The 23,684-nt window shown below is 61.0% G+C and carries 19 protein-coding genes and 1 pseudogene; 7 read left to right on the top strand and 13 right to left on the bottom strand.

The window, feature by feature from the left end; genetic code table 11:
- The first annotated feature begins 16 nt into the window (after nucleotides 1-16).
- Together cmoA and cmoB are read left to right on the top strand one after the other, a co-directional pair.
- Nucleotides 17-760 (top strand): carboxy-S-adenosyl-L-methionine synthase CmoA, encoded by a 744-nt coding sequence (gene cmoA / locus AC3I65_RS04580; protein ID WP_139051087.1) that lies wholly within the window; start codon nucleotides 17-19, stop codon nucleotides 758-760.
- Complete coding sequence (gene cmoB, locus AC3I65_RS04575; RefSeq protein ID WP_488523499.1) at nucleotides 757-1,713, top strand: tRNA 5-methoxyuridine(34)/uridine 5-oxyacetic acid(34) synthase CmoB; 957 nt, start codon at nucleotides 757-759, stop codon at nucleotides 1,711-1,713. Before cmoA ends, cmoB begins: the two co-directional genes overlap by 4 nt.
- Before the next feature lie 236 nt (nucleotides 1,714-1,949).
- Here the strand turns inward: cmoB and tadA are convergent, their stop codons facing one another.
- The 4 genes and pseudogenes from tadA to AC3I65_RS04555 form a co-directional block, all read right to left on the bottom strand.
- Nucleotides 1,950-2,447 (bottom strand): tRNA adenosine(34) deaminase TadA, encoded by a 498-nt coding sequence (tadA, locus tag AC3I65_RS04570; protein ID WP_488523498.1) that lies wholly within the window; start codon nucleotides 2,445-2,447, stop codon nucleotides 1,950-1,952.
- Nucleotides 2,447-3,823, bottom strand: coding sequence for a multicopper oxidase family protein (locus AC3I65_RS04565; RefSeq protein WP_076386220.1), 1,377 nt, complete (start codon nucleotides 3,821-3,823; stop codon nucleotides 2,447-2,449). The genes tadA and AC3I65_RS04565 overlap by 1 nt, the downstream gene beginning before the upstream one ends.
- A 168-nt stretch (nucleotides 3,824-3,991) precedes the next feature.
- Entirely contained in the window at nucleotides 3,992-4,516 is a 525-nt protein-coding gene (locus AC3I65_RS04560) for a helix-turn-helix transcriptional regulator (RefSeq protein WP_288914163.1), read from the bottom strand.
- Between the two features lie 3 nt (nucleotides 4,517-4,519).
- A pseudogene (locus tag AC3I65_RS04555) lies at nucleotides 4,520-4,794 on the bottom strand (hypothetical protein).
- A 495-nt stretch (nucleotides 4,795-5,289) separates the two neighbouring features.
- On the opposite strand from AC3I65_RS04555, the gene AC3I65_RS04550 reads away from it, so the two are divergent.
- The gene (locus AC3I65_RS04550) at nucleotides 5,290-6,189 is read left to right on the top strand and encodes an alpha/beta hydrolase (protein ID WP_488524299.1); all 900 of its coding nucleotides are present in this window, start codon (nucleotides 5,290-5,292) and stop codon (nucleotides 6,187-6,189) included.
- 268 nt (nucleotides 6,190-6,457) lie between these two features.
- Nucleotides 6,458-8,755 carry an autotransporter family protein gene (locus AC3I65_RS04545; protein WP_488523497.1) on the top strand — a complete coding sequence of 766 codons (2,298 nt, stop codon included), beginning with the start codon at nucleotides 6,458-6,460 and terminating at the stop codon, nucleotides 8,753-8,755.
- Nucleotides 8,756-8,938: 183 nt separating this feature from the next.
- Here AC3I65_RS04545 and guaA read toward each other — a convergent pair whose 3' ends face one another.
- The 3 genes from guaA to AC3I65_RS04530 form a co-directional block, all read right to left on the bottom strand.
- Nucleotides 8,939-10,516 carry a glutamine-hydrolyzing GMP synthase gene (gene guaA / locus AC3I65_RS04540; protein ID WP_139051090.1) on the bottom strand — a complete coding sequence of 526 codons (1,578 nt, stop codon included), beginning with the start codon at nucleotides 10,514-10,516 and terminating at the stop codon, nucleotides 8,939-8,941.
- Between the two features lie 79 nt (nucleotides 10,517-10,595).
- Nucleotides 10,596-12,065: an IMP dehydrogenase gene (gene guaB, locus AC3I65_RS04535; RefSeq protein WP_047227487.1), complete on the bottom strand. Its 1,470-nt coding sequence runs from the start codon at nucleotides 12,063-12,065 to the stop codon at nucleotides 10,596-10,598.
- Between the two features lie 243 nt (nucleotides 12,066-12,308).
- Nucleotides 12,309-12,857: a sugar ABC transporter ATPase gene (locus tag AC3I65_RS04530; protein ID WP_488523496.1), complete on the bottom strand. Its 549-nt coding sequence runs from the start codon at nucleotides 12,855-12,857 to the stop codon at nucleotides 12,309-12,311.
- A gap of 151 nt (nucleotides 12,858-13,008) precedes the next feature.
- Here AC3I65_RS04530 and xseA point away from each other — a divergent pair, with 151 nt between their 5' ends.
- The 3 genes from xseA to leuA all read left to right on the top strand — a co-directional run bounded on the left by xseA (nucleotide 13,009) and on the right by leuA (nucleotide 17,361).
- Nucleotides 13,009-14,388, top strand: a complete 1,380-nt coding sequence (gene xseA, locus AC3I65_RS04525; RefSeq protein WP_107323227.1) for an exodeoxyribonuclease VII large subunit — start codon at nucleotides 13,009-13,011, stop codon at nucleotides 14,386-14,388.
- A 3-nt stretch (nucleotides 14,389-14,391) separates the two neighbouring features.
- Nucleotides 14,392-15,213: a peptidoglycan DD-metalloendopeptidase family protein gene (locus AC3I65_RS04520; protein WP_316912647.1), complete on the top strand. Its 822-nt coding sequence runs from the start codon at nucleotides 14,392-14,394 to the stop codon at nucleotides 15,211-15,213.
- Between the two features lie 468 nt (nucleotides 15,214-15,681).
- Entirely contained in the window at nucleotides 15,682-17,361 is a 1,680-nt protein-coding gene (leuA, locus tag AC3I65_RS04515) for a 2-isopropylmalate synthase (RefSeq protein WP_047227484.1), read from the top strand.
- Between the two features lie 206 nt (nucleotides 17,362-17,567).
- On the opposite strand, the gene AC3I65_RS04510 is transcribed toward leuA, so the two are convergent.
- The 6 genes from AC3I65_RS04510 to AC3I65_RS04485 all read right to left on the bottom strand — a co-directional run bounded on the left by AC3I65_RS04510 (nucleotide 17,568) and on the right by AC3I65_RS04485 (nucleotide 23,677).
- On the bottom strand, nucleotides 17,568-17,984 hold the full coding sequence (locus AC3I65_RS04510) for a hypothetical protein (protein ID WP_047227483.1): 417 nt from the start codon (nucleotides 17,982-17,984) through the stop codon (nucleotides 17,568-17,570).
- Nucleotides 17,985-18,054: 70 nt separating this feature from the next.
- The gene (locus AC3I65_RS04505) at nucleotides 18,055-18,846 is read right to left on the bottom strand and encodes an amidohydrolase (protein WP_076386229.1); all 792 of its coding nucleotides are present in this window, start codon (nucleotides 18,844-18,846) and stop codon (nucleotides 18,055-18,057) included.
- Nucleotides 18,834-19,982, bottom strand: a complete 1,149-nt coding sequence (locus AC3I65_RS04500) for a pyridoxal phosphate-dependent aminotransferase (protein WP_488523495.1) — start codon at nucleotides 19,980-19,982, stop codon at nucleotides 18,834-18,836. Before AC3I65_RS04500 ends, AC3I65_RS04505 begins: the two co-directional genes overlap by 13 nt.
- Before the next feature lie 237 nt (nucleotides 19,983-20,219).
- A complete protein-coding gene (gene der, locus AC3I65_RS04495) occupies nucleotides 20,220-21,692 on the bottom strand; it encodes a ribosome biogenesis GTPase Der (protein WP_076386232.1) in 1,473 nt (490 codons plus the stop codon).
- Between the two features lie 199 nt (nucleotides 21,693-21,891).
- Nucleotides 21,892-23,043 carry an outer membrane protein assembly factor BamB gene (gene bamB, locus AC3I65_RS04490; protein ID WP_047227480.1) on the bottom strand — a complete coding sequence of 384 codons (1,152 nt, stop codon included), beginning with the start codon at nucleotides 23,041-23,043 and terminating at the stop codon, nucleotides 21,892-21,894.
- Entirely contained in the window at nucleotides 23,036-23,677 is a 642-nt protein-coding gene (locus AC3I65_RS04485; RefSeq protein WP_076386234.1) for a YfgM family protein, read from the bottom strand. The genes bamB and AC3I65_RS04485 overlap by 8 nt, the downstream gene beginning before the upstream one ends.
- Between the last annotated feature and the right edge of the window lie 7 nt (nucleotides 23,678-23,684).

Below are 23,684 nucleotides of genomic sequence, written 5' to 3'. Positions count from 1 at the left end.
TGCCGCTGGAACTGCCGTGAGCAAAGAACCCGATCGTCTATTCGCCCAGCCCCTGGCCCAGGTGCCTGACTTCGCCTTTAACGAGGACGTGGTGCGGGTGTTTCCGGACATGATCAAGCGTTCGGTGCCGGGTTACCCGACCATCGTCGAGAACCTGGGCGTGCTCGCCGCGCAATTTGCCCAGCCGGGCAGCGTCCTCTACGACCTGGGCTCGTCCCTGGGCGCGGTGACCCAGGCCCTGCGCCGCCATGTGCGCACCGACGGTTGCCGGGTGATTGCGGTGGATAACTCGGCGGCCATGGTCGAGCGCTGCCGCGAGTACCTTAACGGCCAGGACTCGATGTTCCAGGAGTTGCTGCCGGTTGAAGTGATCGAAGGCGACATCCTCGCCCTGACGTTCCAGCCGGCCTCGGTGGTAGCGCTGAACTTCACCCTGCAATTCATCGCGCCGGATCAGCGTACCGCCTTGTTGAGCCGCATCCGCCAGTCCCTGCTGCCCGGCGGTGCGTTGATCCTCTCGGAGAAGCTGCGCTTTAACGATGAACAAGAGCACGCGCTGCTCAACGACCTGCATGTGGCGTTCAAGCGCGCCAACGGCTACAGCGAGCTGGAAATCGCCCAGAAGCGCAGCGCCATCGAAAACGTCATGAAGCCCGACAGTCTCGAAGAACACCGCGAACGCCTGCTGGCGGCCGGTTTCTCGAAAGTCGTGCCGTGGTTCCAGTGTCTTAATTTTGCCTCGTTGATTGCCCTGCCATGATTGATCTGTCTCCCCTGGCCCGCCATCTGGCCGGCACACCTCTGGCCGATTGGGCCGCGACGCTGCAAACGCAACTGGACAGCAAAATGGAAAAGGGTCATGGCGACCTGGAGCGCTGGCAGAGCGCCCTCGATGCCTTGCCAGTGCTGCAACCGACCCGGATTGACCTGCTGAACGGCCTGACCCTCGACACCGATTGCAGCGACGAAACCCGAGCACAAATGCGTACGGCGCTGATGGGCCTGTCGCCATGGCGCAAAGGGCCTTTCGACCTGTTTGGCGTGCACGTTGACACCGAATGGCGTTCGGACTGGAAGTGGTCGCGGGTCGCCCCGCACCTGGACCTGGTGGGCAAGCGCATCCTCGATGTGGGCTGCGGCAACGGTTATTACATGTGGCGGATGCTCGGTGCCGGTGCCGACACGGTGATCGGCGTCGACCCCAACTGGCTGTTCTTCTGCCAGTTCCAGGCGGTGCAGCGCTACCTCTCGCAGCCCAACGCCTGGCACCTGCCTTTCCCATTCGAGGCGCTGCCGCCGGAGCTGGAAGGCTTCGACACAGTGTTTTCCATGGGCGTGTTCTACCATCGCCGCTCGCCGATCGAGCATTTGCTGGCGCTCAAGGATTGCCTGGTCAAGGGCGGAGAGCTGGTATTGGAAACATTGGTGATCGAGGGCGACGAACATCAGGTGCTGGTCCCCGAGGACCGTTACGCACAGATGCGCAACGTGTGGTTCCTGCCCTCGGTACCGGCCCTGGAACGCTGGCTGCGCCGCGCCGGGTTCAGCGATGTGCGCTGTGTGGACGTGAGCTTGACCACCGTGGAAGAACAGCGCAGCACCGAGTGGATGAAGTATCAGTCGCTTAGCGACTTTCTCGATACCGCCGACCACAGCAAAACCATCGAAGGACTGCCGGCGCCAATGCGGGCGGTGATTGTGGCGCGGAAATAAATCGCCCTGGTACCACAACCCCCCTCTGTGGGAGCGGGCTTGCTCGCGAAGGCGGCAGCACATTCAACATGAATGCAAGGCTCAGCTCCCACAGGGATTGTGGTGAACGCAGGATCTGTGGACACCCGGGACCCCATGTGGGAGCTGAGCTTGCTCGCGATGGCGGCGGACCATTCAACATCTATGTGACTGACACGCCGCTTTCGCGAGCAAGCCCGCTCCCACAGGGTACAGCGTCAGTCTTGGGATTTGGCTCTGCGGGCCTTGAAGAACTCGCTCAACACCGCACTGCACTCTTCAGCCAACACCCCGCCCTCGAACATCACCCGGTGATTCAGAAACCCCTGGCTGAAAAATTGCCCCTGGCTCTGCACAATGCCGGCCTTGGGCTCCAGGGCGCCGTAGACGACCCGGTCGATGCGCGAGTGAACGATGAGGCCGGCGCACATGCTGCACGGCTCCAGCGTCACATAGAGGGTGCTGCCGGGCAGGCGATAGTTGCTCACGGCCTGGGCGGCGGCGCGGATGGCGACCATTTCCGCATGGGCGCTGGGGTCGTGGCCGCTGATCGGGCAGTTGAAGCCGCGGCCGATGATCTCACCGTCCTGCACCAGCACCGCGCCCACCGGCACTTCACCCAAAGCCGCGCCTTGTGCGGCGAGGCTCAGGGCTTCGCGCATGAAATCCTGGTCACGGCTGCGGTCGATGATTTTGGCGGGGCGAATCTGGCGCATCACGCCACCTCGATGGCGGCCATCAGGCCGGTTTCCATGTGGTCGATCACATGGCAATGGAACATCCACACGCCTGGGTTATCCGCCACCAGCGCCACCTGCGCCCGCTCGTTCTTGCCCAGCAGATAGGTGTCGGTGAAATACGGGATGACCTTGTGCCGGTTGGATGCAATCACCTTGAAGCTCATGCCGTGCAAATGGATCGGATGCTGGTACTGAGTCATGTTCTTCAATTCGAAAATATAGCTCTGGCCTTTTTTCAACGTGGCGATTGGCCGGTCGGCGCAGGTCTTGTCGGTGATGTCCCAGGCCTTGCCGTTGATCTGCCACAAACTCGGTGGTTTGCCGTTGTCGACATTGACCGACACCGAACCGACCCACTCGAAATTGAAGTTGAGTTTCTCGGCATTGGCCAGGTCCGGCTCGGCCACCGGGTTAGGTGGCAGCGCGGGCGGCCACTGGGCCGGCGCCTCGTTGTTGGGCACGGAGCGCAAAGTGCCCAGCCGCACCGGACCATTGCGCAATGACAACTCCTCCCCGGCCGCCGGCGCCTTGATCGCCAGACAAATGCGCATGCCCGGACCCAGCCAGTATTCCTTGCCCAGCGGGCGCGGCGCGACAGGGTTACCGTCCAGGGCGTAGATCTGCGCCTCGACGCCAGGAATGTTGATGCGGTAGGTCAGGGTATTGTCCAGGTTCAGCAAGCGTACCCGAGTGATCTGCCCGGCCGGCAGATCAATCACCGGCAGCGGCACGCCGTTGATAGTCGACAGACGCCCGGCCGTCCCTCCACGCGCCGCTTCACGGGGAATGCTGAAGGCGACGAACTCGCCTTGCTCATCCACATGCCAGTTCTTGAGGCTGAGGGTTTGTTCGTATTTGAAGCCGGTGGGCTCACGCTCCTCGACAATCAAAGGCCCAACGAGCCCGCGACCGAGCTCCTCGCTGCTGTTGACGTGGGGGTGATACCAATAGCTGCCGGCGTCCGGCACGCGGAATTTGTAATCGAAGTATTCACCCGGCAGCACCGGCAATTGCGAGACATACGGCACGCCGTCCATCTCCAGCGGCAGCCGGATACCGTGCCAGTGAATGGTGGTCGCAACCGGCAGGTGATTAATGAAGCGCACCCGCAACCATTCGCCCTGACGCACCCGCAATTCAGTACCCGGTGCCGACGGACCAAAAGCCCAGGCCTGGGTCTTGTGCCCGGCCACCAGCTCCACGTCCAGGGGCGCGGCGATCAATTCATAGTCGTGACCGGCCTCGGCATCGGCCATCTTGCCCAACCAATACCGCGACGCGCCCCCCGCCCCTACGCCCACGACAACAAGACCGGCCAGGCCACCGAGTATTTGGCGACGGGTAAAGGACATGAAGCGACCACCTCTTGAATCTGCGGCGGACCCTGGGGCCCGCAAAAGGCGAATACGATACACCTGCAATTGAGAAATATTAAGTGAAGGATTGTCGCGCCACCCGGTCGAGCCATGATCGTCAGATGCGACAAGGGCGCCTAATGGCGCCCCAAGCGGTTCAGACGGTCACCCAACCAAAGCTTCCAACTCTCTGGCAGCCAAGCCAGGTAACCGCCGCCCCTCTTTCGCAACGTTGACCTGCAAAGCCACCTGCGCCAGATCCAACACGTGCTTGGGAAGTGAATAGCTGCCCTTGGCCTGCAGCCAGGTCAGGATGTCTGCCAAGTGCCAGATAGACGAACTCCCTTCGTGCACAGGCGTCGGGAAGCTGCCAGGATGAGCCAACATCAGCTTGCGCATGTTCTGTCGAGATACGCCTACGATTTCGGCTACGTCGGTCAGCCCGACCCAATCAGGAGCAACCTCGATCAGTTTGGCCGACGGCACCGCGCGGCGGACATCGCCCAGGGCGCTAAGCACGGCCTTGATCGCATCCGCAGCCTCCCGAGTGAACTCAAGCGCCAGCCGCCCCGGTTGCCCAATGCCTACCAGAGCGTCGTCGCAGCCAGCCTCACCCAGCCGCTCGACCAGTTCATCCGCGGGACAGTCATCACCAGCGAGCTGATATTTCAAGGTAAAGGTGTATTCCATTTCCTAGTCCTCAGCACCGTCATCAGCTTCGCGCCAATTACGATGCGCAGTGCAATTGTCCACAACGCGCCGCAATGCTCGCGCGTGATTGCCAGGGTTCTTTGGCGTGCTCCATATCGACGTAATGCAGAACTCACCGCAGCGGCAGTCCTCATCGTTATAAGGACAATAAGCCGCCCCCAGGCGTGACTACCGCCAACTACTACACGCCAGCCCTGCGCTTCGGCATGCCTAAGCACTTCTTCGACCTCTTTCTTCGGGTGCGAGGGACGACTTATCCGTGATCTCCAGTATTCGCATGGCCCACTAGGTTGTCAATCGACAACCTTGGCCCGCTCTTCAATAGCTGCGATACCCGCAGGCCATACCGCCCGATGATAAGCGCCTCTCGGCCCCCGCTGAGACGGTAATCGTAGCGAAACGTGACGGGAAAACCGCTTGACAGAAGCTTTCCTCAGGAGACCCGCAGATGAGAAATAGTAAGGCCAGTCAAAATGAAAAAACCCTGGAGAGGTTATCCACAGGGTTTTCCTGTACACATCGATACGGTGGTCATTCGTGCAGCATGCGCAGATAAGAGACTCTTCGCGCATCTGCTGCGTTGAATCAGCAACTTGGGGATCGAAATCGGATCTATAAATGGCAGCGCTTCGAACTGGGATAGGCTGGTCGCCACATCCTGCCATCGCTGCCCTAACTTAACCAAGAACTACACTGCCAATGCCGACTTCAATGCCGATGCTGCCAATTGCCAAGGTGTGTTACGACAGATGATGAGTAGATACTTTTCCTGTCGTGGGACATTGGCCGGCTTCTATAAAGCCTGGATGGTGATGGTCAGCGCGCTTCTCATCGCCTGCCAATCGCCGCGCGAGGCACTGCAACAACTGGCTGAAGAGCACGGGCGACAATGGGAGGTCTTGCCAGGCCACGCCTTCCCCCTCCTCATACTTGCGCCGCACACTGGGGAAAAGATGACTCGCCTGCGTGTCTACCTGGAAGGCGATGGCCATTCCTGGGCGACGGCCACTCAACCCAGCCTGGATCCGAGCCCGCACAATCTGTTAGTGCCACGACTGGCGGTCGATGATCCGACACCGAACGCGTACCTGGCACGCCCCTGCCAGTTCGTCATGGCCGCAGCCTGTCATTCAGCACTCTGGACCAATCGCCGCTTTTCTCAGGAAGTGGTCACCCGTCTCAGCCAGGCGCTGGACCAACTGAAACAGCGATATGGCAATAGGGAGTTCGAACTGGTGGGGTATTCAGGTGGAGCCGCTCTCGCATTATTGTTAGCGGCACAGCGCAATGATGTTACTCAGGTGCAAACCCTTGCTGGCAATCTCAGTCCACGTCTGTGGGCGACGATGAAAGGACTGTCGCCACTCGACGGTTCACTGGATCCGCTGGACTATCGTAGTCGACTCGCCTTATTGCCCCAGCGTCATCTCATCGGAGAAGCAGACCTGATTGTTCCAGGTCGTTTAGCTGATAGGTACCAACAGGCGCTGGGCTCGCCCCTTTCCCAATACGTCCATGTACCAGGAGCCAGCCATGATAGGGGGTGGGAAGCGACATGGAGCCGGTGGGCCAAAATTCCATTGGCACATGAGAATCCTGAGATTAAGGGTGGGCACGTCCGTTTAAAAACATCCGAACACTATTCCCCCTAGTGCCTGACCCGGGCGTGACCACAACGGTGACCTTAAGTTCCGCTTATTGCTGAATAACCCTATAAAGCCTCAAAAAATAACTGTAACGTCGCATTTTTTAGCTTTTTCTTCGTCATTTATTCTTTTTATGGTGATTTGCCCTACAAGCATCGTGTAAATTTCACCGCGCTTGAATCAGCACTTCACTGACAAGCTGGCAGGGAAGCCTAAAACAGACGCTGACGCGCAGGTTGTTCTCTGTCAGTTTCTACCCTGTAAGGATACTGTCTTGAACATCTCCCACCTGCGCCGCTCGTTGTTGGCGCTGTCCATCGCGGCTGCCACTGCCACGGTCCATGCCGCACCCGCACCCGACTTCAACCACGACCTGAGCACAGGGGCATACAGCAGCTCCGGTGACGTTTTCAATAACGCCACCTTCACCGGGACGTCGCAAAACGCTGGCGTAGAGCTGACCGACGTGACCCTGGCGGGCAACCTGGTCAACCAGGGCAACATCAACCTGACGGCCGCGAACCCCAGCGACATCCCGGCCGGCATCGCCATGACCCTCAATTCCAACGTCGCTGGCGATCTGGTAAATCATGGCGACATTACGGTGAGCGGCAATGGCGCCATGGGGCTGGACCTGTATCTGGCGAATATCGCTGGCGAAGTGAACAACAACGGCAACATCACTGTGACTGGCGAAGATGCCAACGGCATGATGATCACCTCGACCCAGGCGAACATCAATAACTCGGGCACTATCACCGCTCGTGGCATCGACTCTGCGGGTATCGAGATCGAGAACGCTCGCTTTACCGGTCAGATGACAGGCGCTCCCTTCAAGAGCGATATCAACAACAGCGGGACTATCTCCGCCGATGGAGTCGGTATCCATTTTCGCAGTCTCGACACCTCCGGCGGTTTCGACATCCTCACCATCAGGCAGACAGGTGGCCTGATCGAAGGCGGCACCGCAGCAATTCTGGCGGACGACAATGCCTCCCCTTCGTATTTCTACTGGCAAGGTGGTCAGGTCAAGGGTGACCTGCTGGGCCTGAGTGGTGTGCTGGTGCAAGGGGACGCGATGTTCGATGGCTCGACCATCCGCGCCGGTTTCGTCGATATCGACGGGGGCCGCCTGACTCTGCTTCGCCCGCAGACTACGATTGTGGGCGACCTCGACATGGACAGCGAGACTGCGCGTTTGCGCCTGCTGCTGGATAACAACACACTGCCCAACACGCCGATCCTGAAAGTCACCGGCAATACCTACTTCTCTCCTGGCAGCCAGATCGAACTGCAGGCTCGCTCCGACGACTTCCGCACGTCGGGCACCCGCTACACCCTCATCAACTCTGGCACTTGGGAAGACCCGCAGAACCTGTCCGTGGTTTCCTCCTCGGCGTTGCTTGAGGTGAGGAACTTCGGCATTGAAGGTCAGGACGTGAAAGCACTGGTTGCCACCCGCAGTGATGAGGCGATCACGCAAGACCTGCTGGGTGCCCGTGGTTCGAGCAACGCGGTGAACGCCATCAATCCGTTCAAGAACACGGTCATGGGCCAGTTGGACGAAAGTGACCCGGTATTCCAGCGTTTCGCCAACGCCGCCACCAGTGAAGATCTGGCCGAACTTGCCGAAACCCTGACCCCGGACGTCAGCCGCGGGGCGATCAACGCCGCCACCAACAGCCAGAACCTGGTCGCAAGTGCCATCAACCGCCGCGCCAGCAAAGCGCGTAGCGGTCTGTCCTCCGGTGACGTCCTGGCAGAACAAGGCGTATGGCTGCAAGCGCTGTCCAGCGATGCCAACCAGGACAGCCGCCACGGTATCGACGGCTACGACGCCAACACCAACGGCATCGCCGTGGGTGCCGACGGCAAGCTCAACGCCGATACCACCATGGGCCTGGCTTACAGCTACCTGACCAGCGACGTTAAATCCGACCTGGGCCACAAAACCGACGTCAGCGGCCATGCACTGACCTTGTACGGCAACTGGACCCATGACAACTTCTTTGTCGACACCTCGCTGATGTATGGCTGGAACGACAACGAGTCCAAACGCTACATCGCCGGTACCCGCGCCAAGGCCGACTACGACAGTGAGATCTTCGGCGTCAACGCACTGGCAGGCTACACTTTCCAGCTCGACAAGCAGTGGCTGCTGGAACCACAGATCGGTGCGCGTTATGCCAACGTGTCGATTGATTCGTACCGTGAAAAAGGTAGCTCAGCCGCCCTCAACGTCGGCAGCCAGCGTTATGAAATCGGCGAAATGGGCCTGGGCGCTCGTCTGGCGGCCGCTTTTGACGTAGGTGTGGGCAGCCTGGAACCGGAAGCCAAGCTGATGGCCTGGCACGATTTCATCGGCGACAAGGCCGGCACCACCTCCACCTTCGTACTCGGTGGTACCCCCTTCACCACCACAGGCGCGACACCGGCGCGCGACAGCTACGAGCTGGGACTGGGCGCGAACTACCGCGTGGGCGCGTGGAGCGTGGGAGGGACGTACAACTACCTGACCAGCAGTGGTTTCGACGCCGACACCTTCACTGCGAACGTGCGTTACGACTTCTGATCAACGTGTTCGTCTGAAACAACAAAACCCGCCAATGCGGGTTTTGTTGTTTGAGGCTGATGGTAAAGCCCGTAGCGTCTGGCGATGTCACCTGCCTGACTGAATATCACCCAGGTCGCAATTCTGTTTCGACCTGGGGCTCTCTAGTTTTTTACTTATAAAACAGAGAGCTGTGGATCAACCTTATTCCCACTCAATCGTCGCCGGCGGCTTGCTCGACACGTCATACGTCACGCGGGAGATGCCTTCGATTTCGTTGATGATCCGCCCGGAAACGGTTTCCAGCAGCTCGTACGGCAGGTGCGCCCAGCGAGCGGTCATGAAGTCGATGGTTTCCACGGCGCGCAGGGCCACGACCCAGGCGTAGCGACGGCCATCGCCGACCACGCCAACCGATTTCACCGGCTGGAACACCACGAACGCCTGGCTGACCTTGTGGTACCAGTCGGCCTTGCGCAGTTCTTCGATGAAGATATGGTCGGCGCGACGCAGCAGGTCGGCGTATTCCTTCTTCACTTCACCAAGGATCCGCACGCCCAGGCCCGGGCCTGGGAATGGGTGGCGGTAGACCATGTCGTACGGCAGGCCCAGTTCCAGGCCGAGGCGACGCACTTCATCCTTGAACAACTCGCGCAGCGGCTCGACCAGCTTGAGGTTCATTTCCTCTGGCAGGCCACCGACGTTGTGGTGGGACTTGATCACGTGGGCCTTGCCGCTCTTGGCGCCGGCCGACTCGATCACGTCGGGGTAGATGGTGCCTTGGGCCAGGTACTTGATGTTGTCCAGCTTGCAGGATTCGGCATCGAATACGTCGATGAAGGTGCGACCGATGATCTTGCGCTTCTTCTCCGGGTCGGACTCGCCGGCCAGGTTGTTCAGGAACTGCTCTTCGGCGTTGGCGCGGATCACCTTGACGCCCATGTTCTCGGCGAACATGGCCATCACTTGCTCGCCTTCGTGCAGGCGCAGCAGGCCGTTGTCGACGAAGACGCAGGTCAACTGGTCGCCGATGGCCTTGTGCAGCAACGCGGCAACCACCGAGGAGTCCACGCCGCCGGACAAGCCGAGCAGTACGTTGTCGGTGCCGACCTGGGCGCGAACCTGAGCGATGGCGTCTTCAGCGATTTTCGATGGTGTCCACAGGGCTTCGCACTCGCAGATATCGAGGATGAAGCGCGACAGGATGCGACCGCCTTGCTTGGTATGGGTCACTTCCGGGTGGAACTGCACGCCGTAGTAACGGCGATCATCGTTGAACATGCCGGCAATCGGGCAGCTCGGGGTGCTGGCCAGGATGTGGAAGTCTTCCGGCATCCTGGTGACCTTGTCACCGTGGCTCATCCACACGTCGAGACCGAACAGGCCGTCGGCGTCGATGTGGTCTTCGATGCCATCCAGCAGGCGGCTCTTGCCGACCACGTCGACGCGGGCATAACCGAACTCACGCAGGTCGGAGCCTTCTACCTTGCCGCCCAGCTGTTCAGCCATGGTCTGCATGCCGTAGCAGATGCCGAAGACCGGCACGCCCAGGTCGAACACCGCTTGCGGGCAACGCGGGCTGTCGGCTTCGTGCACAGACTCGGGGCCGCCGGCGAGGATGACGCCTTTAGGCGCGAATTCGCGAATCGCTTCGTCATCCATGTCGAACGGATGCAATTCGCAGTACACGCCGATTTCACGCACGCGGCGGGCGATCAGCTGGGTGTACTGGGAACCGAAGTCGAGGATCAGGATGCGGTGAGCGTGAATGTCGAGGGCCATGACTCATTCTCATGTAGTGAATCAGAAACAACTCGGGGCTGAATGAACAGCCCCGGTGATTAACGTTTTGCTGAAGGCCTTAACCTACGCGGTAGTTCGGCGCTTCCTTGGTGATCTGTACGTCGTGGACATGGGACTCGGCCATGCCGGCGCCGGTGATGCGCACGAACTCCGGCTTGGTGCGCATCTCTTCGATGTTGGCGCTGCCGGTGTAACCCATGGAAGAACGCAGGCCGCCCATCAGTTGATGGATGATGGCGCTCAGGGTGCCTTTGTACGGCACACGACCTTCGATGCCTTCGGGCACCAGCTTCTCGGCACCCGCAGAGGAGTCCTGGAAGTAACGGTCGGAAGAGCCTTGGGCCTGGGACATGGCACCCAGCGAGCCCATGCCGCGGTAAGCCTTGTAGCTGCGGCCCTGGAACAGTTCGATCTCGCCTGGCGCTTCTTCAGTACCGGCAAACATCGAACCCATCATCACGCAGGAGGCCCCGGCGACGATGGCCTTGGACAGGTCACCTGAGAAGCGGATGCCGCCGTCGGCGATCAACGGTACGCCAGTGCCTTCAAGGGCTGCGGCGACGTTGGCGATAGCGCTGATCTGCGGCACGCCGACACCGGCAACGATGCGGGTGGTGCAGATCGAGCCTGGGCCGATACCGACCTTGACCGCGTCGGCGCCAGCTTCGGCCAGGGCCTTGGCGGCAGCGCCGGTGGCAATGTTGCCGCCGATCACCTGCACTTCAGGGAAGTTCTGCTTGACCCAGCGAACGCGGTCGATCACGCCTTTGGAGTGACCGTGGGCGGTGTCGACCACCACCACGTCGACGCCGGCATTGACCAGGGCCGCGACGCGGTCGCCAGTGTCCTTGCCGGTGCCGACTGCAGCGCCTACGCGCAGACGACCCTGGTCGTCCTTGCTGGCCAGCGGATAAGCCTTGGCTTTTTCGATGTCATTGACGGTCATCATGCCCTTGAGGGCGAACTTGTCGTCGACGATCAGCACGCGCTCGATGCGGTGCTTGTGCAGCAACTCGCGAACTTCGTCCTTGCCGATGCCTTCCTTGACCGTGACCAGACGCTCTTTAGGCGTCATCACCTGACGGACGGTGGCGTCCAGGCGGTTCTCGAAACGCACGTCGCGGGAGGTGACGATGCCGACCAGGTCGCCATCGTGCAGCACCGGAACGCCGGAGATGTTGTGCATGCGGGTCAGTTCGAACAGATCACGAACCGTGGCGTCAGCCTCGATGGTGATCGGGTCCTTGACCACGCCAGCCTCGAACCGCTTGACCTTGCGCACTTCGGCGGCCTGCTGTTCGATGGTCATGTTCTTGTGGATGATACCGATACCGCCTTCCTGGGCCATGGCAATGGCCAGACGGGCTTCGGTCACGGTGTCCATGGCGGCGGAAACCAACGGGATATTCAGTTCGATGCCACGGGTAAGACGGGTTTTGAGACTGACTTCGTTAGGCAGTACCTCGGAATAACCGGGCACTAGGAGAATGTCGTCGAAGGTCAGAGCTTCTTGGCTGATACGCAGCATCGCGGGGGCTCCCGAGCGGGAAAATGGAAGCGCGCCATTATATACATGCACCCCCTCTGGCTCAATGTAAAACTCTGTCTATTATTGCCGGGGTGATTGAAGGGGCTAAACACTGCCCGATTGCTACACATTCCCTTGTGGGAGCGAGCCTGCTCGCGATAGCGGTGTATCGGTCAACACCGTGCCAACTGACCCGACGCCAATCGCGAGCAGGCTCGCTCCCACAGGGGGGGAATCGCTCTCTTACAACTCCACCTTCACCCAACTCACCGGCTGATCCAGCCAGTCGGCAAACTCGTCGATAAAGTCCTGCTTGAACCCCGCCTCCAGCCAGTTATTGAAAATGAAACCCAAATTCGAGAAGCCACACGGTTGCAGGAACAGAAACCCGTTGATGTCATCTTCATGCCCACACTCCGGGCAGGTGAAGTTGTCGGTGCGTGCCGGCATCCAGTCTTCCAGGCTTTCGAACAGCGCCTCGCCGATTTCCTTGCGGCATTCGGCGCAGCCCGCTTCCTCGAGAAAGCCTTTGGCCGGGGTATAGATGCAGCGCTTGGTGATGATTTCCAGGCCATTGACCGGTTCGCCAAACGGCAAGGCCTCAGGGTGCATGACCACCTCGCGGGCGCCGGGGGCGATGGCGTGGGCCATGCGATTGCCGGTACGCCCGCAGGTGGTCAGTTGTTCTTCGACGATATTCTTGCGCATCAGCCAGCGCACAACCGCCCGGGCCCGAGGCTCGTGGACCGGCAAGGAGGAAATTTTCGGGACGATGATGCTTTGCGAATTCATGGGACATCCTGCGGCGAATCTACGGGTGGCGACGAGCAAGCCCGCGCCCACCTTGAACCTATGGGCAATGGTGCATTGTACCGCGCCAATTCCCGGAAGGTTTTTCGGTGAACATGGAGATTGAGCCGCGAATGCCCTTATCATGCTGCCCATGATTAAAGATCCCTTTGCCCGACTGGGCCTGGACCGCGAGGTCCTGACTGTCAGCCAGCTCAACGGCCGTGCGCGGGTGCTGCTTGAAGATGTGTTCAGCAACATCTGGGTCGAGGGCGAAATTTCCAACCTTGCCCGCCCTGCCTCCGGCCATGTGTATTTCACCCTCAAGGACAGCGGCGCCCAGGTGCGTTGCGCACTCTTCCGGCAAAATGCCGCGCGGGTGCGTCAAGCCCTCAAAGACGGACTGGCGGTGAAAGTACGCGGCAAGGTCTCACTGTTCGAGGGGCGCGGCGACTATCAGCTGATTCTCGACACCGTGGAACCGGCCGGCGATGGCGCCCTGCGCCTGGCCTTCGATGCGCTCAAGGAAAAGCTCAGCGCCGAAGGCCTGTTCAGCGCCGAGCGCAAGGTGCCGCTGCCGGCCCATCCGCAACGCATCGGCATCATCAGTTCGCCCACCGGCGCGGTGATCCGCGACATCATCAGCGTGTTCCGCCGCCGTGCGCCGCAGATTTCCCTGACGCTGATCCCCACCGCCGTACAGGGCCGCGAAGCCACCGCGCAAATCGTCCGCGCGCTGAAACTGGCGGATGCCCGGGGGTTCGATGCGCTGATCCTGGCCCGAGGCGGCGGCTCACTGGAAGACTTGTGGTGCTTCAACGAAGAAGCCGTGGCCCGGGCGGTGGACGCCTGCGTCACGCCGATCGTCAGCGCCGTCGGCCATGAAACCGACGTGTCCATCAGCGATTTCGTCGCTGACGTGCGCGCCCCGACCCCGTCCGCCGCTGCCGAACTGCTGGCCCCCGATGCCGGCGACCTGGTGCGCCGGGTCGAAAGCCTGCACCGGCGGCTGGTGATGCGCATGCGCGACCGCCTGATGCGCGATCAACTGCGCCTTGAAGGCCTGACCCGACGCCTGCGCCACCCCGGTGAGCGCCTGCGCCAGCAAGCCCAGCGCCTCGACGACCTGGACATGCGCATGCGCCGGGCCTTCGAGCGCAGCCTCAATACCCGCCGCGAACGCCTGATCCGCCTGGAAACCCGCCTGGCCGCGCAACATCCGGGGCGGCACCTGGCACTGCTGCGCCAACGCCTGGACAGCCTCGCCGCGCGCCTGCCCCGGGCCATGCGCGAGGGCCTGAAGGCGCGACGCCTGCAACTGCAAAACCAGATGCAGACGCTGCACATCGTCAGCCCCCTGGCGACCCTCGGCCGCGGCTACAGTATTTTGCTCGACGAACGCGGCCAGGCGATCCGCAACGCCGCGCAGACCCAAACCGGCCAGCGCCTGACCGCGCGGCTCGGTGAAGGCGAACTGCTGGTGCGGGTCGAAGACAATCACCTGACGCCGGTCACCCTTTCTCTATTGGATTGATTCATGCCGCGATATCTCGCCCCATTGCTCTTGCTGTGCCTGACCTTCAACGCCAACGCCGACAGTTACATCACCCGCCTGCTGAACAAACCGGTGCCCGGCGGCGTGGCCGTGGTGGACCTGGGCAGCGCGGCCCAGGCGCCAAAAGCCAGTTACCAGGGCAAACCGGTGCTGGTGGTCAAGGAAAAGGACAACTGGCTGGCGATTGTCGGCATCCCGCTGACGGTCAAGCCCGGCACCCAGCAGATCAGCAGTGGCGGCAGCACCCAGCCGTTCGTGGTCGGCTATAAAAAGTACCCCGAGCAACACATCACCCTGAAGAACAAGCGTCAGGTCAATCCGAACCCGGCGGACCTCAAACGCATCAACGCCGAACTGGCCGTGCAACTGAAGGCCTATCGCAGCTTCAGCCCGAACATCCCCAGCAACCTGCTGCTGGACAAGCCGGTCAATGGTCCGATGTCGAGCAAGTTCGGCGTGCGGCGCTTCTTCAACGGCGAAGAACGCAACCCCCACGCCGGCCTGGACTTCGCCGTGCCCGCCGGCACACCCATCAAGACTCCGGCCGCTGGCAAGGTGATCCTCACCGGCAATTACTTCTTCAATGGCAACACCGTGTTCGTCGATCACGGCCAGGGTTTCATCAGCATGTTCTGCCACATGTCGAAGGTCGACGTGAAGGTCGGCCAGCAACTCAAGCGCGGCACAGTCGTCGGCAAAGTCGGCTCCACGGGCCGGGCAACTGGCCCGCACATGCACTGGAATATCAGCCTGAACGATGCACGGGTGGATCCGGCGATTTTTATCGGGGCATTCCAGCCCTGAGTTTTTGCGGTGAAGCTGCCGGCCTGATCGCGAGCAGGCTCGCTCCCACACTTGGATCTCTTGTGAACACAACATTTGTGACCAACAGAAAATCCCTGTGGGAGCGAGCCTGCTCGCGATGACGGCCGCTGCATCACCACCATCCAGCGAATTGCCAAGCTCAAAACATCGACGCAATTTCCAAGATCAACACTTCGAAACTGCGCGATTAAATCGCGCAAACCCGCCTAAAAACAGAACTTATCTCAATTTTTCCCGACTGCTTGCGATCCGCCCTCCGCGCGGTTAGGGTTGAAGGCATGAAAACCTCTCACACCCTCATTCAGCTTCGCCAGCACCGCAGCCTGTGCCTCGTCAGCGCACGACTGCCGGGCTGAATCGCGGCACCTCGTTCCGGCTGTAAAGCCACCCCGTTCGAACCACCGGCAGGCCGCCTTTTCCCGGCCACGACAATAAAAGGATTCTGCGATGAGCATGCTCAAAGACCCGTCTTCCAAGTACCGCGCCTTCCCGACCATCAACCTGCCGGATCGCACCTGGCCGTCGAAGACCATCACCGCCGCGCCGATCTGGTGCAGCTCCGACCTGCGTGACGGCAATCAGTCGCTGATCGAGCCGATGGACGCCGCCAAGAAGCTGCGTTTCTGGAAAACCCTGGTCGCCGTGGGTGTGAAGGAAATCGAAGCGTCGTTCCCGGCGGCTTCGCAGACCGACTTCGACTTCGTGCGTACCCTCATCGAAGAAGGCCACATCCCGGACGACACCACCATCCAGGTGCTGACCCAGGCCCGTGAAGACCTGATCGCCCGCACGTTCGAATCCCTGCGCGGCGCGAAAAAAGCCATCGTCCACCTGTACAACGCCACCAGCCCTTCGTTCCGCCGCATCGTGTTCAACCAGGACAAGGAAGGCGTGAAGGAAATCGCGGTGAATGCGGCCAAGCTGTTCGTCAAATACGCCGCGCAGCAGCCAGAAACCCAATGGCAGTTCGAATACTCGCCAGAAACCTTCAGCGCCACCGAGCTGGAATTCGCCAAGGAAGTCTGCGACGCAGTGATCGAGGTCTGGAACCCGACGCCTGAGCGCAAGGTCATCCTCAACCTGCCGGCCACCGTGGAAGTCGCGACTCCGAACGTCTACGCCGACCAGATCGAGTGGTTCGGTCGCAACATCACCCGTCGCGACAGCGTGCTCATCAGCCTGCACACCCATAACGACCGTGGCACCGGCGTAGCCGCCACCGAACTGGGCCTGATGGCCGGCGCCGACCGTGTCGAAGGCTGCCTGTTCGGCAACGGCGAACGCACCGGTAACGTCGACCTGGTGACCGTCGCGCTGAACCTCTACACCCAGGGCATCAACCCTGAGCTGGATTTCTCCGACATCGACGGCGTGCGCAAAGTGGTCGAAGAGTGCAACCAGATCCCGGTGCACCCGCGTCATCCGTACGTGGGCGACCTCGTTCACACCGCGTTCTCCGGCTCGCACCAGGATGCCATTCGCAAAGGTTTTGCCCAGCAGAAACCGGACACCCTGTGGGAAGTGCCGTACCTGCCGATCGACCCGGCCGACATCGGCCGCAGCTACGAGGCGGTGATCCGGGTCAACAGCCAGTCGGGCAAGGGCGGTATCGCCTACCTGCTGGAGCAGGAATACGGCATCAGCCTGCCGCGTCGCATGCAGATCGAGTTCAGTCAGGTGGTTCAGCGCGAAACCGATCGCCTGGGCCTGGAAATGACCGCCCAGCAGATCCATGCCCTGCTCCACAGCGAATACCTGCAAGCCAACACCCCGTACGCGCTGGTCAGCCATCGTCTGCAGGAAGAAAACGGCAACAGCGCCGTGGAAGTCGAAGTGGCCAGCAAGGGCCAGGGCGAAACCAACCTGCACTGGCGCGGCAAGGGCAACGGCGCGCTGGAAGCGCTGGTGGCCGGGCTGCCGATTCCGGTGGAGATCATGGACTACAACGAACACGCCATCGGCGCCGGCACCAACGCCAAGGCTGCGGCGTACATCGAGCTGCGGGTCAACGGTGAGCGTGCGGTGCACGGCGTGGGCATCGACGAAAACATCACCACCGCCAGCTTCAAGGCCCTGTTCAGCGCGCTGAACCGCTCCCTGAGCCAGCCGGAAGCCAAAGCGGCCTGATGGTTTAGCTGAAATGCAAAAAGGCCCTGGGGTGTGAACCCTGGGGCCTTTTTGTTTGGCTGATGACTTGGGTGACTGTTCCGGCCTCATCGCGAGCAGGCTCGCTCCCACAGGGAATCTGAGGTGGGCACAGGATTTTGAACCCGCTGAAGATCAGTGTGGGAGCGAGCCTGCTCGCGATGGCGGCCTGTCAGGCAATACAAGTCTCAGGCATGGGTATCAATCGAAATAGTCATCGCCTGCAGCAAAGCGGCCTGCAAGGTCTGCAATGTGGCCTGGGTCGCCATGATCTGAGTCTGGATCGCCATGGCTTCCTGGGCTTTCTGCTCCTGGTTGGCCTGGCTTTTCTGCACGCGAGCCAACTGGGCTTGCTGCTCGGCCAGCAGTTTTTCAGTTTGCTCTATCTGTTTTTTCAGCTGCTCGATGACATCGCCGCTGCCGCTGGCTGGAGCACCGCCGATGTTCGCGCCACTGGTGTCAACTTTCAACTGGCGGTCTTTGTCTTCGCTGGCGTCAGTCGATACCGCAGGGCTGACTGCTGCTTCGTCTTCCGCACCCTTGATGGAAACCTTGGGTGCAGAGAGAGGGTATGGATTTACCGTGATTGCGCTGATGCTGGTCATAAGGGACTTCTCCTTGGCTGCCCCGGTTATCGGCAAACACCAGCGCTTCTGAAGGGCTGAAACGTTTCAATCAGATGAATTCAAAACGATCGGCATCCAGGTTCGCCGGAAAGCGTGCGCGGTAAGCCGCCAGCTCCGCCGCACTCAGACACACAGTGAATACCCCGTCGGCCTCACCGGTGCTGAGCAGGGTTTCGCCCTGGAAGTCCAGCACCTGACTGTCACCGGTATAGGCAAAGCCCTTGCCGTCGTGGCCGATGCGGTTTACCGCGGCCACGTAGCACAGGTTCTCGATTGCTCGGGCCGGCAGCAGACGGTTCCAATGCTGGCGCCGCGCGCCGGGCCAGTTGGCGGTGTACAGCAACAGGTCGGTGTCCTCGGCGTCGCGGCTCCACACCGGGAAACGCAGGTCATAGCAAATCAGCGGGCGGATCCGCCAGCCGTTGAGTTCGAACAGCACCTGGCGCTCGCCCGGCGTGTAGTGATTATGCTCACCGGCCATGCGGAACAGATGACGCTTGTCGTAATGCAGCACTTCGCCGTCCGGTCGTGCCCAGAGCAGACGATTGCGATGGCTGCCGTCGGCGGCCTGGATAATCACACTGCCGGTGATCACCGCTCCGAGCTTCGCAGCCTGAGCCTGGAGCCACTTGTGCGAAGGACCGTTTTCCGGCTCAGCCAGGGTCTCGGACTCCATGGAAAAACCCGTGGTGAACATTTCCGGCAGGATAATCAGGTCCGCCCCGCGCGCCTGCGCAAGCAAGCCCTCGAAATGTTCCAGATTGGCCTGGCGATCGTGCCAGGCCAGGGTGGTCTGGATCAGCGCAACATTGAGATTGGGCAAGGTACTCAGATCACGCATAGTTTTTCCGCCGCTTCGCGCAGCGTCTCCTCGCGTTTGGCAAAGCACAGGCGCACCAGGCGCTGGCCTTCGGGTGGGTTCTGGTAGAACACCGAGACAGGGATCGTCGCCACGCCGTGCTCACGGGTCATCCAGACTGCCATGTCGACGTCATTGAGGTCCGGGCGGATCTGCGAGTAATCCACCAGCTGGAAATAGGTGCCGGGTACTCGCTTGAAACTGAAGCGCGAGGGGGCCAGCAAATCGCAGAACAGGTCACGCTTGGCCTGGTAGAAGTCCGGCAGTTCTTCGACGTGCTCCGGGTGATCGGCCATGTAGTCGGCCAGGGCGTACTGCAACGGCGTCACGCCGCAGAAGCTGACGTACTGATGCACCTTGCGCAGTTCCGCCGTCAGGGCGGGTGGCGCCACCACATAGCCGGTTTTCCAGCCGGTGACGTGGTAGGTCTTACCGAAGGAACTGACCACAAAGGCCCGCCGGTACAGTTCTTCATGGGCCAGGACACTGGCGTGGGCGACGCCGTCGAACACCAGGTGTTCGTAGACTTCGTCACTGATCAGGTAAATATCGCGGTCACGAATCAGCGCCGCCAACTGGTCGAGTTCGGCGCGGCTGATCAGCGCGCCACTGGGATTGTGCGGCGTGTTGAGAATGATCATGCGCGTACGCGGGCTCAGGGCTTCAGCGAGCTTCTGGAAATCGATGGCGAAATCATCCAGGCCCAATTGCACATGCACACAACGGCCACCGGCCAACTCGACGGCGGGCTCATAGCTGTCGTAGCAAGGGTCGAACACGATCACTTCGTCGCCGCTGTGAACCACTGCCGCGATGGCGCAGAAAATCGCCTGGGTCGCACCGGGGGTCACTGTCACTTCCTGGTCGGCATCGACGGTGACGCCATAGCTGCGGGCGATCTTCGCCGCGATCTGCTGGCGCAGCGCCGGCAAACCGGTCATGGGCGAGTATTGGTTATGCCCTTGGGCGACATGCCGGCCGACTGTATCGCGCAGGGCCTGCGGACCATCGAAATCGGGAAACCCCTGGGACAGATTGAGCGCGCCGGTCTGCGCGGCGAGCTGGGACATCTGGGTGAAGATAGTGATGCCGACATTCGGCAACTTGCTGGTGATCATTGGGGGTTCCCTGCGTCTACACCCGGCTCTGGTGCGGCGCGGGAGAGGTCGAGGATAGCCCAATCGCCGGGCATGAAAAAGGGTGCCACCAAGGGCACCCTTCTTACGCTGACACAACTCATACCCTGTGGGAGCGAGCTTGCTCGCGATGGCGGTGGATCAGCATGCATCCCTGTTGATGTACTGCCGCTATCGCGAGCAAGCTCGCTCCCACAGTGGAACTGCGGTGACTATCGATCAGCGTTTATCACGACGCTTCTTGTCAGCCTTCTTATGGTGCGACATCAAGCGGCGCTTCTTGTTGACCTGACGGTCGGTGAGCGTGTTCTTGTTGCCTTCGTACGGGTTCTCGCCGCCCTTGAACTCGATGCGGATCGGCGTGCCGACCAGCTTCAGGACGCGGCGATAAGTGTTTTCCAGATACCGGACGTACGACTTGGGCACCTTCTCGATCTGGTTACCGTGAATCACGATGATCGGCGGGTTGGCGCCACCCAGGTGAGCGTAACGCAGCTTGATCCGGCGGTTGTTGACCATCGGTGGCGCGTGCTCGCCGACGGCGTCTTCGAGGATCTGGGTCAGACGGTTGGTCGGCCAGCGGGTGACCGCCGACTTGAACGAGTTCTGCACCGACGCGTAGAGGTTGCCCACGCCCGTACCGTGCAAGGCCGAAATGAAGTGGATGTCGGCGAAGTCAACGAAGAACAGGCGACGCTGCAGTTCAACCTTGACGAAATCCCGTTCGCTAGGTGTCATGCCGTCCCACTTGTTGATCGCGATGACCAACGCACGGCCGGCTTCCAGGGCGAAGCCCAGCAGGTTCAGGTCGTGATCGACCACGCCTTCGCGGGCGTCCATCACGAAGATCACCACGTTGGCGTCTTTGATCGCCTGCAGGGTTTTGACCACGGAGAACTTTTCGACTTCTTCGTGGATCTTGCCGCGCTTGCGCACACCGGCAGTGTCGATCAGCGTGTACTTCTCTTCGTTACGCTCGAACGGGATGTAGATACTGTCGCGGGTGGTGCCGGGCTGGTCGTATACGATGACCCGGTCTTCGCCGAGCATGCGGTTGACCAGCGTCGACTTGCCAACGTTAGGGCGGCCGATGATGGCGATCTTGATCCCGTCTTTTTCGCTAGGGCCAGGAATGCGCTTGGCTTCCTCGCCTTCGGCAACGATTTCTTCTTCACCGTCTTCCGGTTCGTCTTCGTCGTCTTTGGGGAAATCAGCCAGGGCGATTTCCAGCATCTGGGTGATGCCACGACCGTGGGCGCCGGCGATCGGGATCGCCTGGCCCATGCCCAACGGCGCGAATTCAGCGCGAGCCATGTCCGGGTCGATGTTGTCGACCTTGTTGGCCACCACGTAGGAACGCTTGTTACGTTTGCGCAGATGCTCGGCGATCATCTGGTCGGCGGCGGTAAAACCGGCCTTGGCGTCTACCAGGAACAGCACCACATCCGCTTCTTCGATGGCGAGCAGCGACTGCTCGGCCATTTTTTCGTCCATGCCGTGTTCATCACCGGAGATGCCACCGGTGTCGACCAGAATATAGGTACGCCCTTGCCACTTGGCCTCACCGTATTGGCGATCACGGGTCAGACCGGACAAGTCGCCGACAATGGCGTCGCGAGTCCTGGTCAGGCGGTTGAACAAGGTGGACTTGCCGACGTTCGGTCGGCCCACCAGGGCGATTACGGGAACCATGCGGCTCTCCACTTCGTTATTTCAGAAAATACAAAAGCCGCTGCGAGGCAGCGGCTGGTGCTCGGGGGCCATCCTGTGGGAGCGAGCCTGCTCGCGAAAGCGTTGGATCAGTCGACATCCATGCCACTGGACCACCGCATTCGCGAGCAGGCTCGCGCCCACAAAAATGAAGCCGCTTGGGATTAACCCAAGCATAGTCTTACTTGATGGTCAGGGCTTCCAGTTTGCCGCTGTTGCCATACACATAAATCATGTTGCCCACCACCAGCGGACGGGCACGCAGGCCGTCGCTGTCGATGCGCTCACGGCCGACGAAACGACCGTCCACCTGGCTGAGCAGGTGCAGGTAACCTTCCAGGTCACCGACTGCAACGTAGCTGGAGAACACTTCCGGGGCCGACAGTTGACGACGGGCCAGGGAGTCGTTGCTCCACAATGCGGTGGTGGAACGCTCGTCGACGCCTTCAACCGTGCCCGAGGACAGGCTCACGTAGACGCTGCCCAAACCCTCGGCGACACCGGCGTAGCTGGACGCATCGCGCTGCCACAGCGGGCGACCGCTTTCCAGGTCCAGCGCCGCAACGCGTCCCTGGTAGCTGGCAACGTACAGCGTACTGCCAGACAACAGCAGGCCGCCGTCGATGTCGACCACGCGCTCCAGTTCCGAACGGCCCTGCGGGATGGCCACGCGCTGTTCCCAGACCGGCACGCCGTTGGAAATATCCAGGGCCACCACTTTACCGGTCGACAACCCGGCCACCGCGAGGCGGTTGGTGACGATCGGCGCACTGGTGCCGCGCAGGGTCAGTACCGCCGGGGTGCTGTCGTACAACCAGCGCTGCTCGCCAGTGGCGGCATCCAGACCGATCAGGCTGTCATCCTGGGTCTGTACCACGACCACGTCACCGTTGGTGGCCGGCGGTGCGAGGACTTCACTGGTCACGCGAGCGCGCCATTTCTCTTCACCGCTGCTGGCGTCCAGGGCCACGATTTCGCCCTTGAGCGTGCCGATCATGACCAACCCGTAACCCACGCCAACGGCGCCGGAAACGGGCAGTTCGAGATCCTGCTCCCACTTGACGTCGCCATTGGTGCGATCCATCGCCATCACCACGCCAGTGACGTCGGAGGCATAGATAGTGTCGCCATCGATGGCTGGCACCAGCATGTTGTAGGTTTCACCCTGGCCGTCACCGATGGAGCGACTCCATTGCTTCTGCAGCACGACTTCTTCTTTGAAGTCGGTCAGTTCGGCCGGTGGCAGTTCTTTCTTGCTGTTGCTGCTGCAACCCGCGGCCAGAATGGCCAGAGCCAGCAATGCTGCATGTTTCCAACGGATCACGTCACGCATCCCCTTTGGCCAGGTCGTCCAGCTTGATTTGCAGGCCACCGACCGCGGCTTCATCCGACAGCGCAGCCTTGGCTTTTTGGTAGGCCGCATGGGCCTCATCAGCACGACCAAGCTGTACCAGCAGGTCGCCCTTGAGTTCTTCGCGGGTCGCCAGGAACGCCTTGTCGGCATCACCGTCGAGCAGCTTCAACGCCTCTTCGGCCTTGTTCTGCGCCGCCAGCACCTGCGCCAGGCGCTGACGCGCCACTTCGCCCAGGGTCGGGTTGACCGGCTTGTCGACAATGGCCTTCAGCTCGGTGGCGGCGTCGTCCAGCTTGCCGGTGTCTACCGCGACCTTGGCCACGAACAGACGGCCATATTGCGCGTAGGCCGTGCCGCCGAATTCGTTGTCGAGCTTGCCGGCCAACTCCGCCACGCGGGCAGCGTCAGGCTTGCCGTCCGGGGTCAGGGTGGTTTCCAGCAACTGCTGATAGAGCATCGAAGCGCCTTGCGCCTGGTTGCTCTGGTATTTCTGCCAGGCCTGCCAGCCGAACACGATGACCAGCGCCAACAGGCCGCCAGTGACCAGCGGCTTGCCGTTGCGCGTCCACCAGTCCTTCAAATCCGCCAGCTGTTCATCTTCGGTACTCGACACCCCAATA

Source organism: Pseudomonas sp. N-1-13 (assembly GCF_057787095.1).
This window is presented reverse-complemented; position numbering and strand designations above follow the sequence as displayed.

What these genes read in the sequence shown, in the direction of transcription:
- cmoB (WP_488523499.1), top strand. Translation starts at nt 757, where the DNA reads ATGATTGATCTGTCTCCCCTGGCCCGCCATCTGGCCGGCACACCTCTG.
- tadA (WP_488523498.1), bottom strand. Translation starts at nt 2,447, where the DNA reads ATGCGCCAGATTCGCCCCGCCAAAATCATCGACCGCAGCCGTGACCAG.
- AC3I65_RS04565 (WP_076386220.1), bottom strand. Translation starts at nt 3,823, where the DNA reads ATGTCCTTTACCCGTCGCCAAATACTCGGTGGCCTGGCCGGTCTTGTT.
- AC3I65_RS04560 (WP_288914163.1), bottom strand. Translation starts at nt 4,516, where the DNA reads ATGGAATACACCTTTACCTTGAAATATCAGCTCGCTGGTGATGACTGT.
- AC3I65_RS04550 (WP_488524299.1), top strand. Translation starts at nt 5,290, where the DNA reads ATGAGTAGATACTTTTCCTGTCGTGGGACATTGGCCGGCTTCTATAAA.
- guaA (WP_139051090.1), bottom strand. Translation starts at nt 10,516, where the DNA reads ATGGCCCTCGACATTCACGCTCACCGCATCCTGATCCTCGACTTCGGT.
- guaB (WP_047227487.1), bottom strand. Translation starts at nt 12,065, where the DNA reads ATGCTGCGTATCAGCCAAGAAGCTCTGACCTTCGACGACATTCTCCTA.
- AC3I65_RS04530 (WP_488523496.1), bottom strand. Translation starts at nt 12,857, where the DNA reads ATGAATTCGCAAAGCATCATCGTCCCGAAAATTTCCTCCTTGCCGGTC.
- xseA (WP_107323227.1), top strand. Translation starts at nt 13,009, where the DNA reads ATGATTAAAGATCCCTTTGCCCGACTGGGCCTGGACCGCGAGGTCCTG.
- AC3I65_RS04520 (WP_316912647.1), top strand. Translation starts at nt 14,392, where the DNA reads ATGCCGCGATATCTCGCCCCATTGCTCTTGCTGTGCCTGACCTTCAAC.
- leuA (WP_047227484.1), top strand. Translation starts at nt 15,682, where the DNA reads ATGAGCATGCTCAAAGACCCGTCTTCCAAGTACCGCGCCTTCCCGACC.
- AC3I65_RS04510 (WP_047227483.1), bottom strand. Translation starts at nt 17,984, where the DNA reads ATGACCAGCATCAGCGCAATCACGGTAAATCCATACCCTCTCTCTGCA.
- AC3I65_RS04505 (WP_076386229.1), bottom strand. Translation starts at nt 18,846, where the DNA reads ATGCGTGATCTGAGTACCTTGCCCAATCTCAATGTTGCGCTGATCCAG.
- AC3I65_RS04500 (WP_488523495.1), bottom strand. Translation starts at nt 19,982, where the DNA reads ATGATCACCAGCAAGTTGCCGAATGTCGGCATCACTATCTTCACCCAG.
- der (WP_076386232.1), bottom strand. Translation starts at nt 21,692, where the DNA reads ATGGTTCCCGTAATCGCCCTGGTGGGCCGACCGAACGTCGGCAAGTCC.
- bamB (WP_047227480.1), bottom strand. Translation starts at nt 23,043, where the DNA reads ATGCGTGACGTGATCCGTTGGAAACATGCAGCATTGCTGGCTCTGGCC.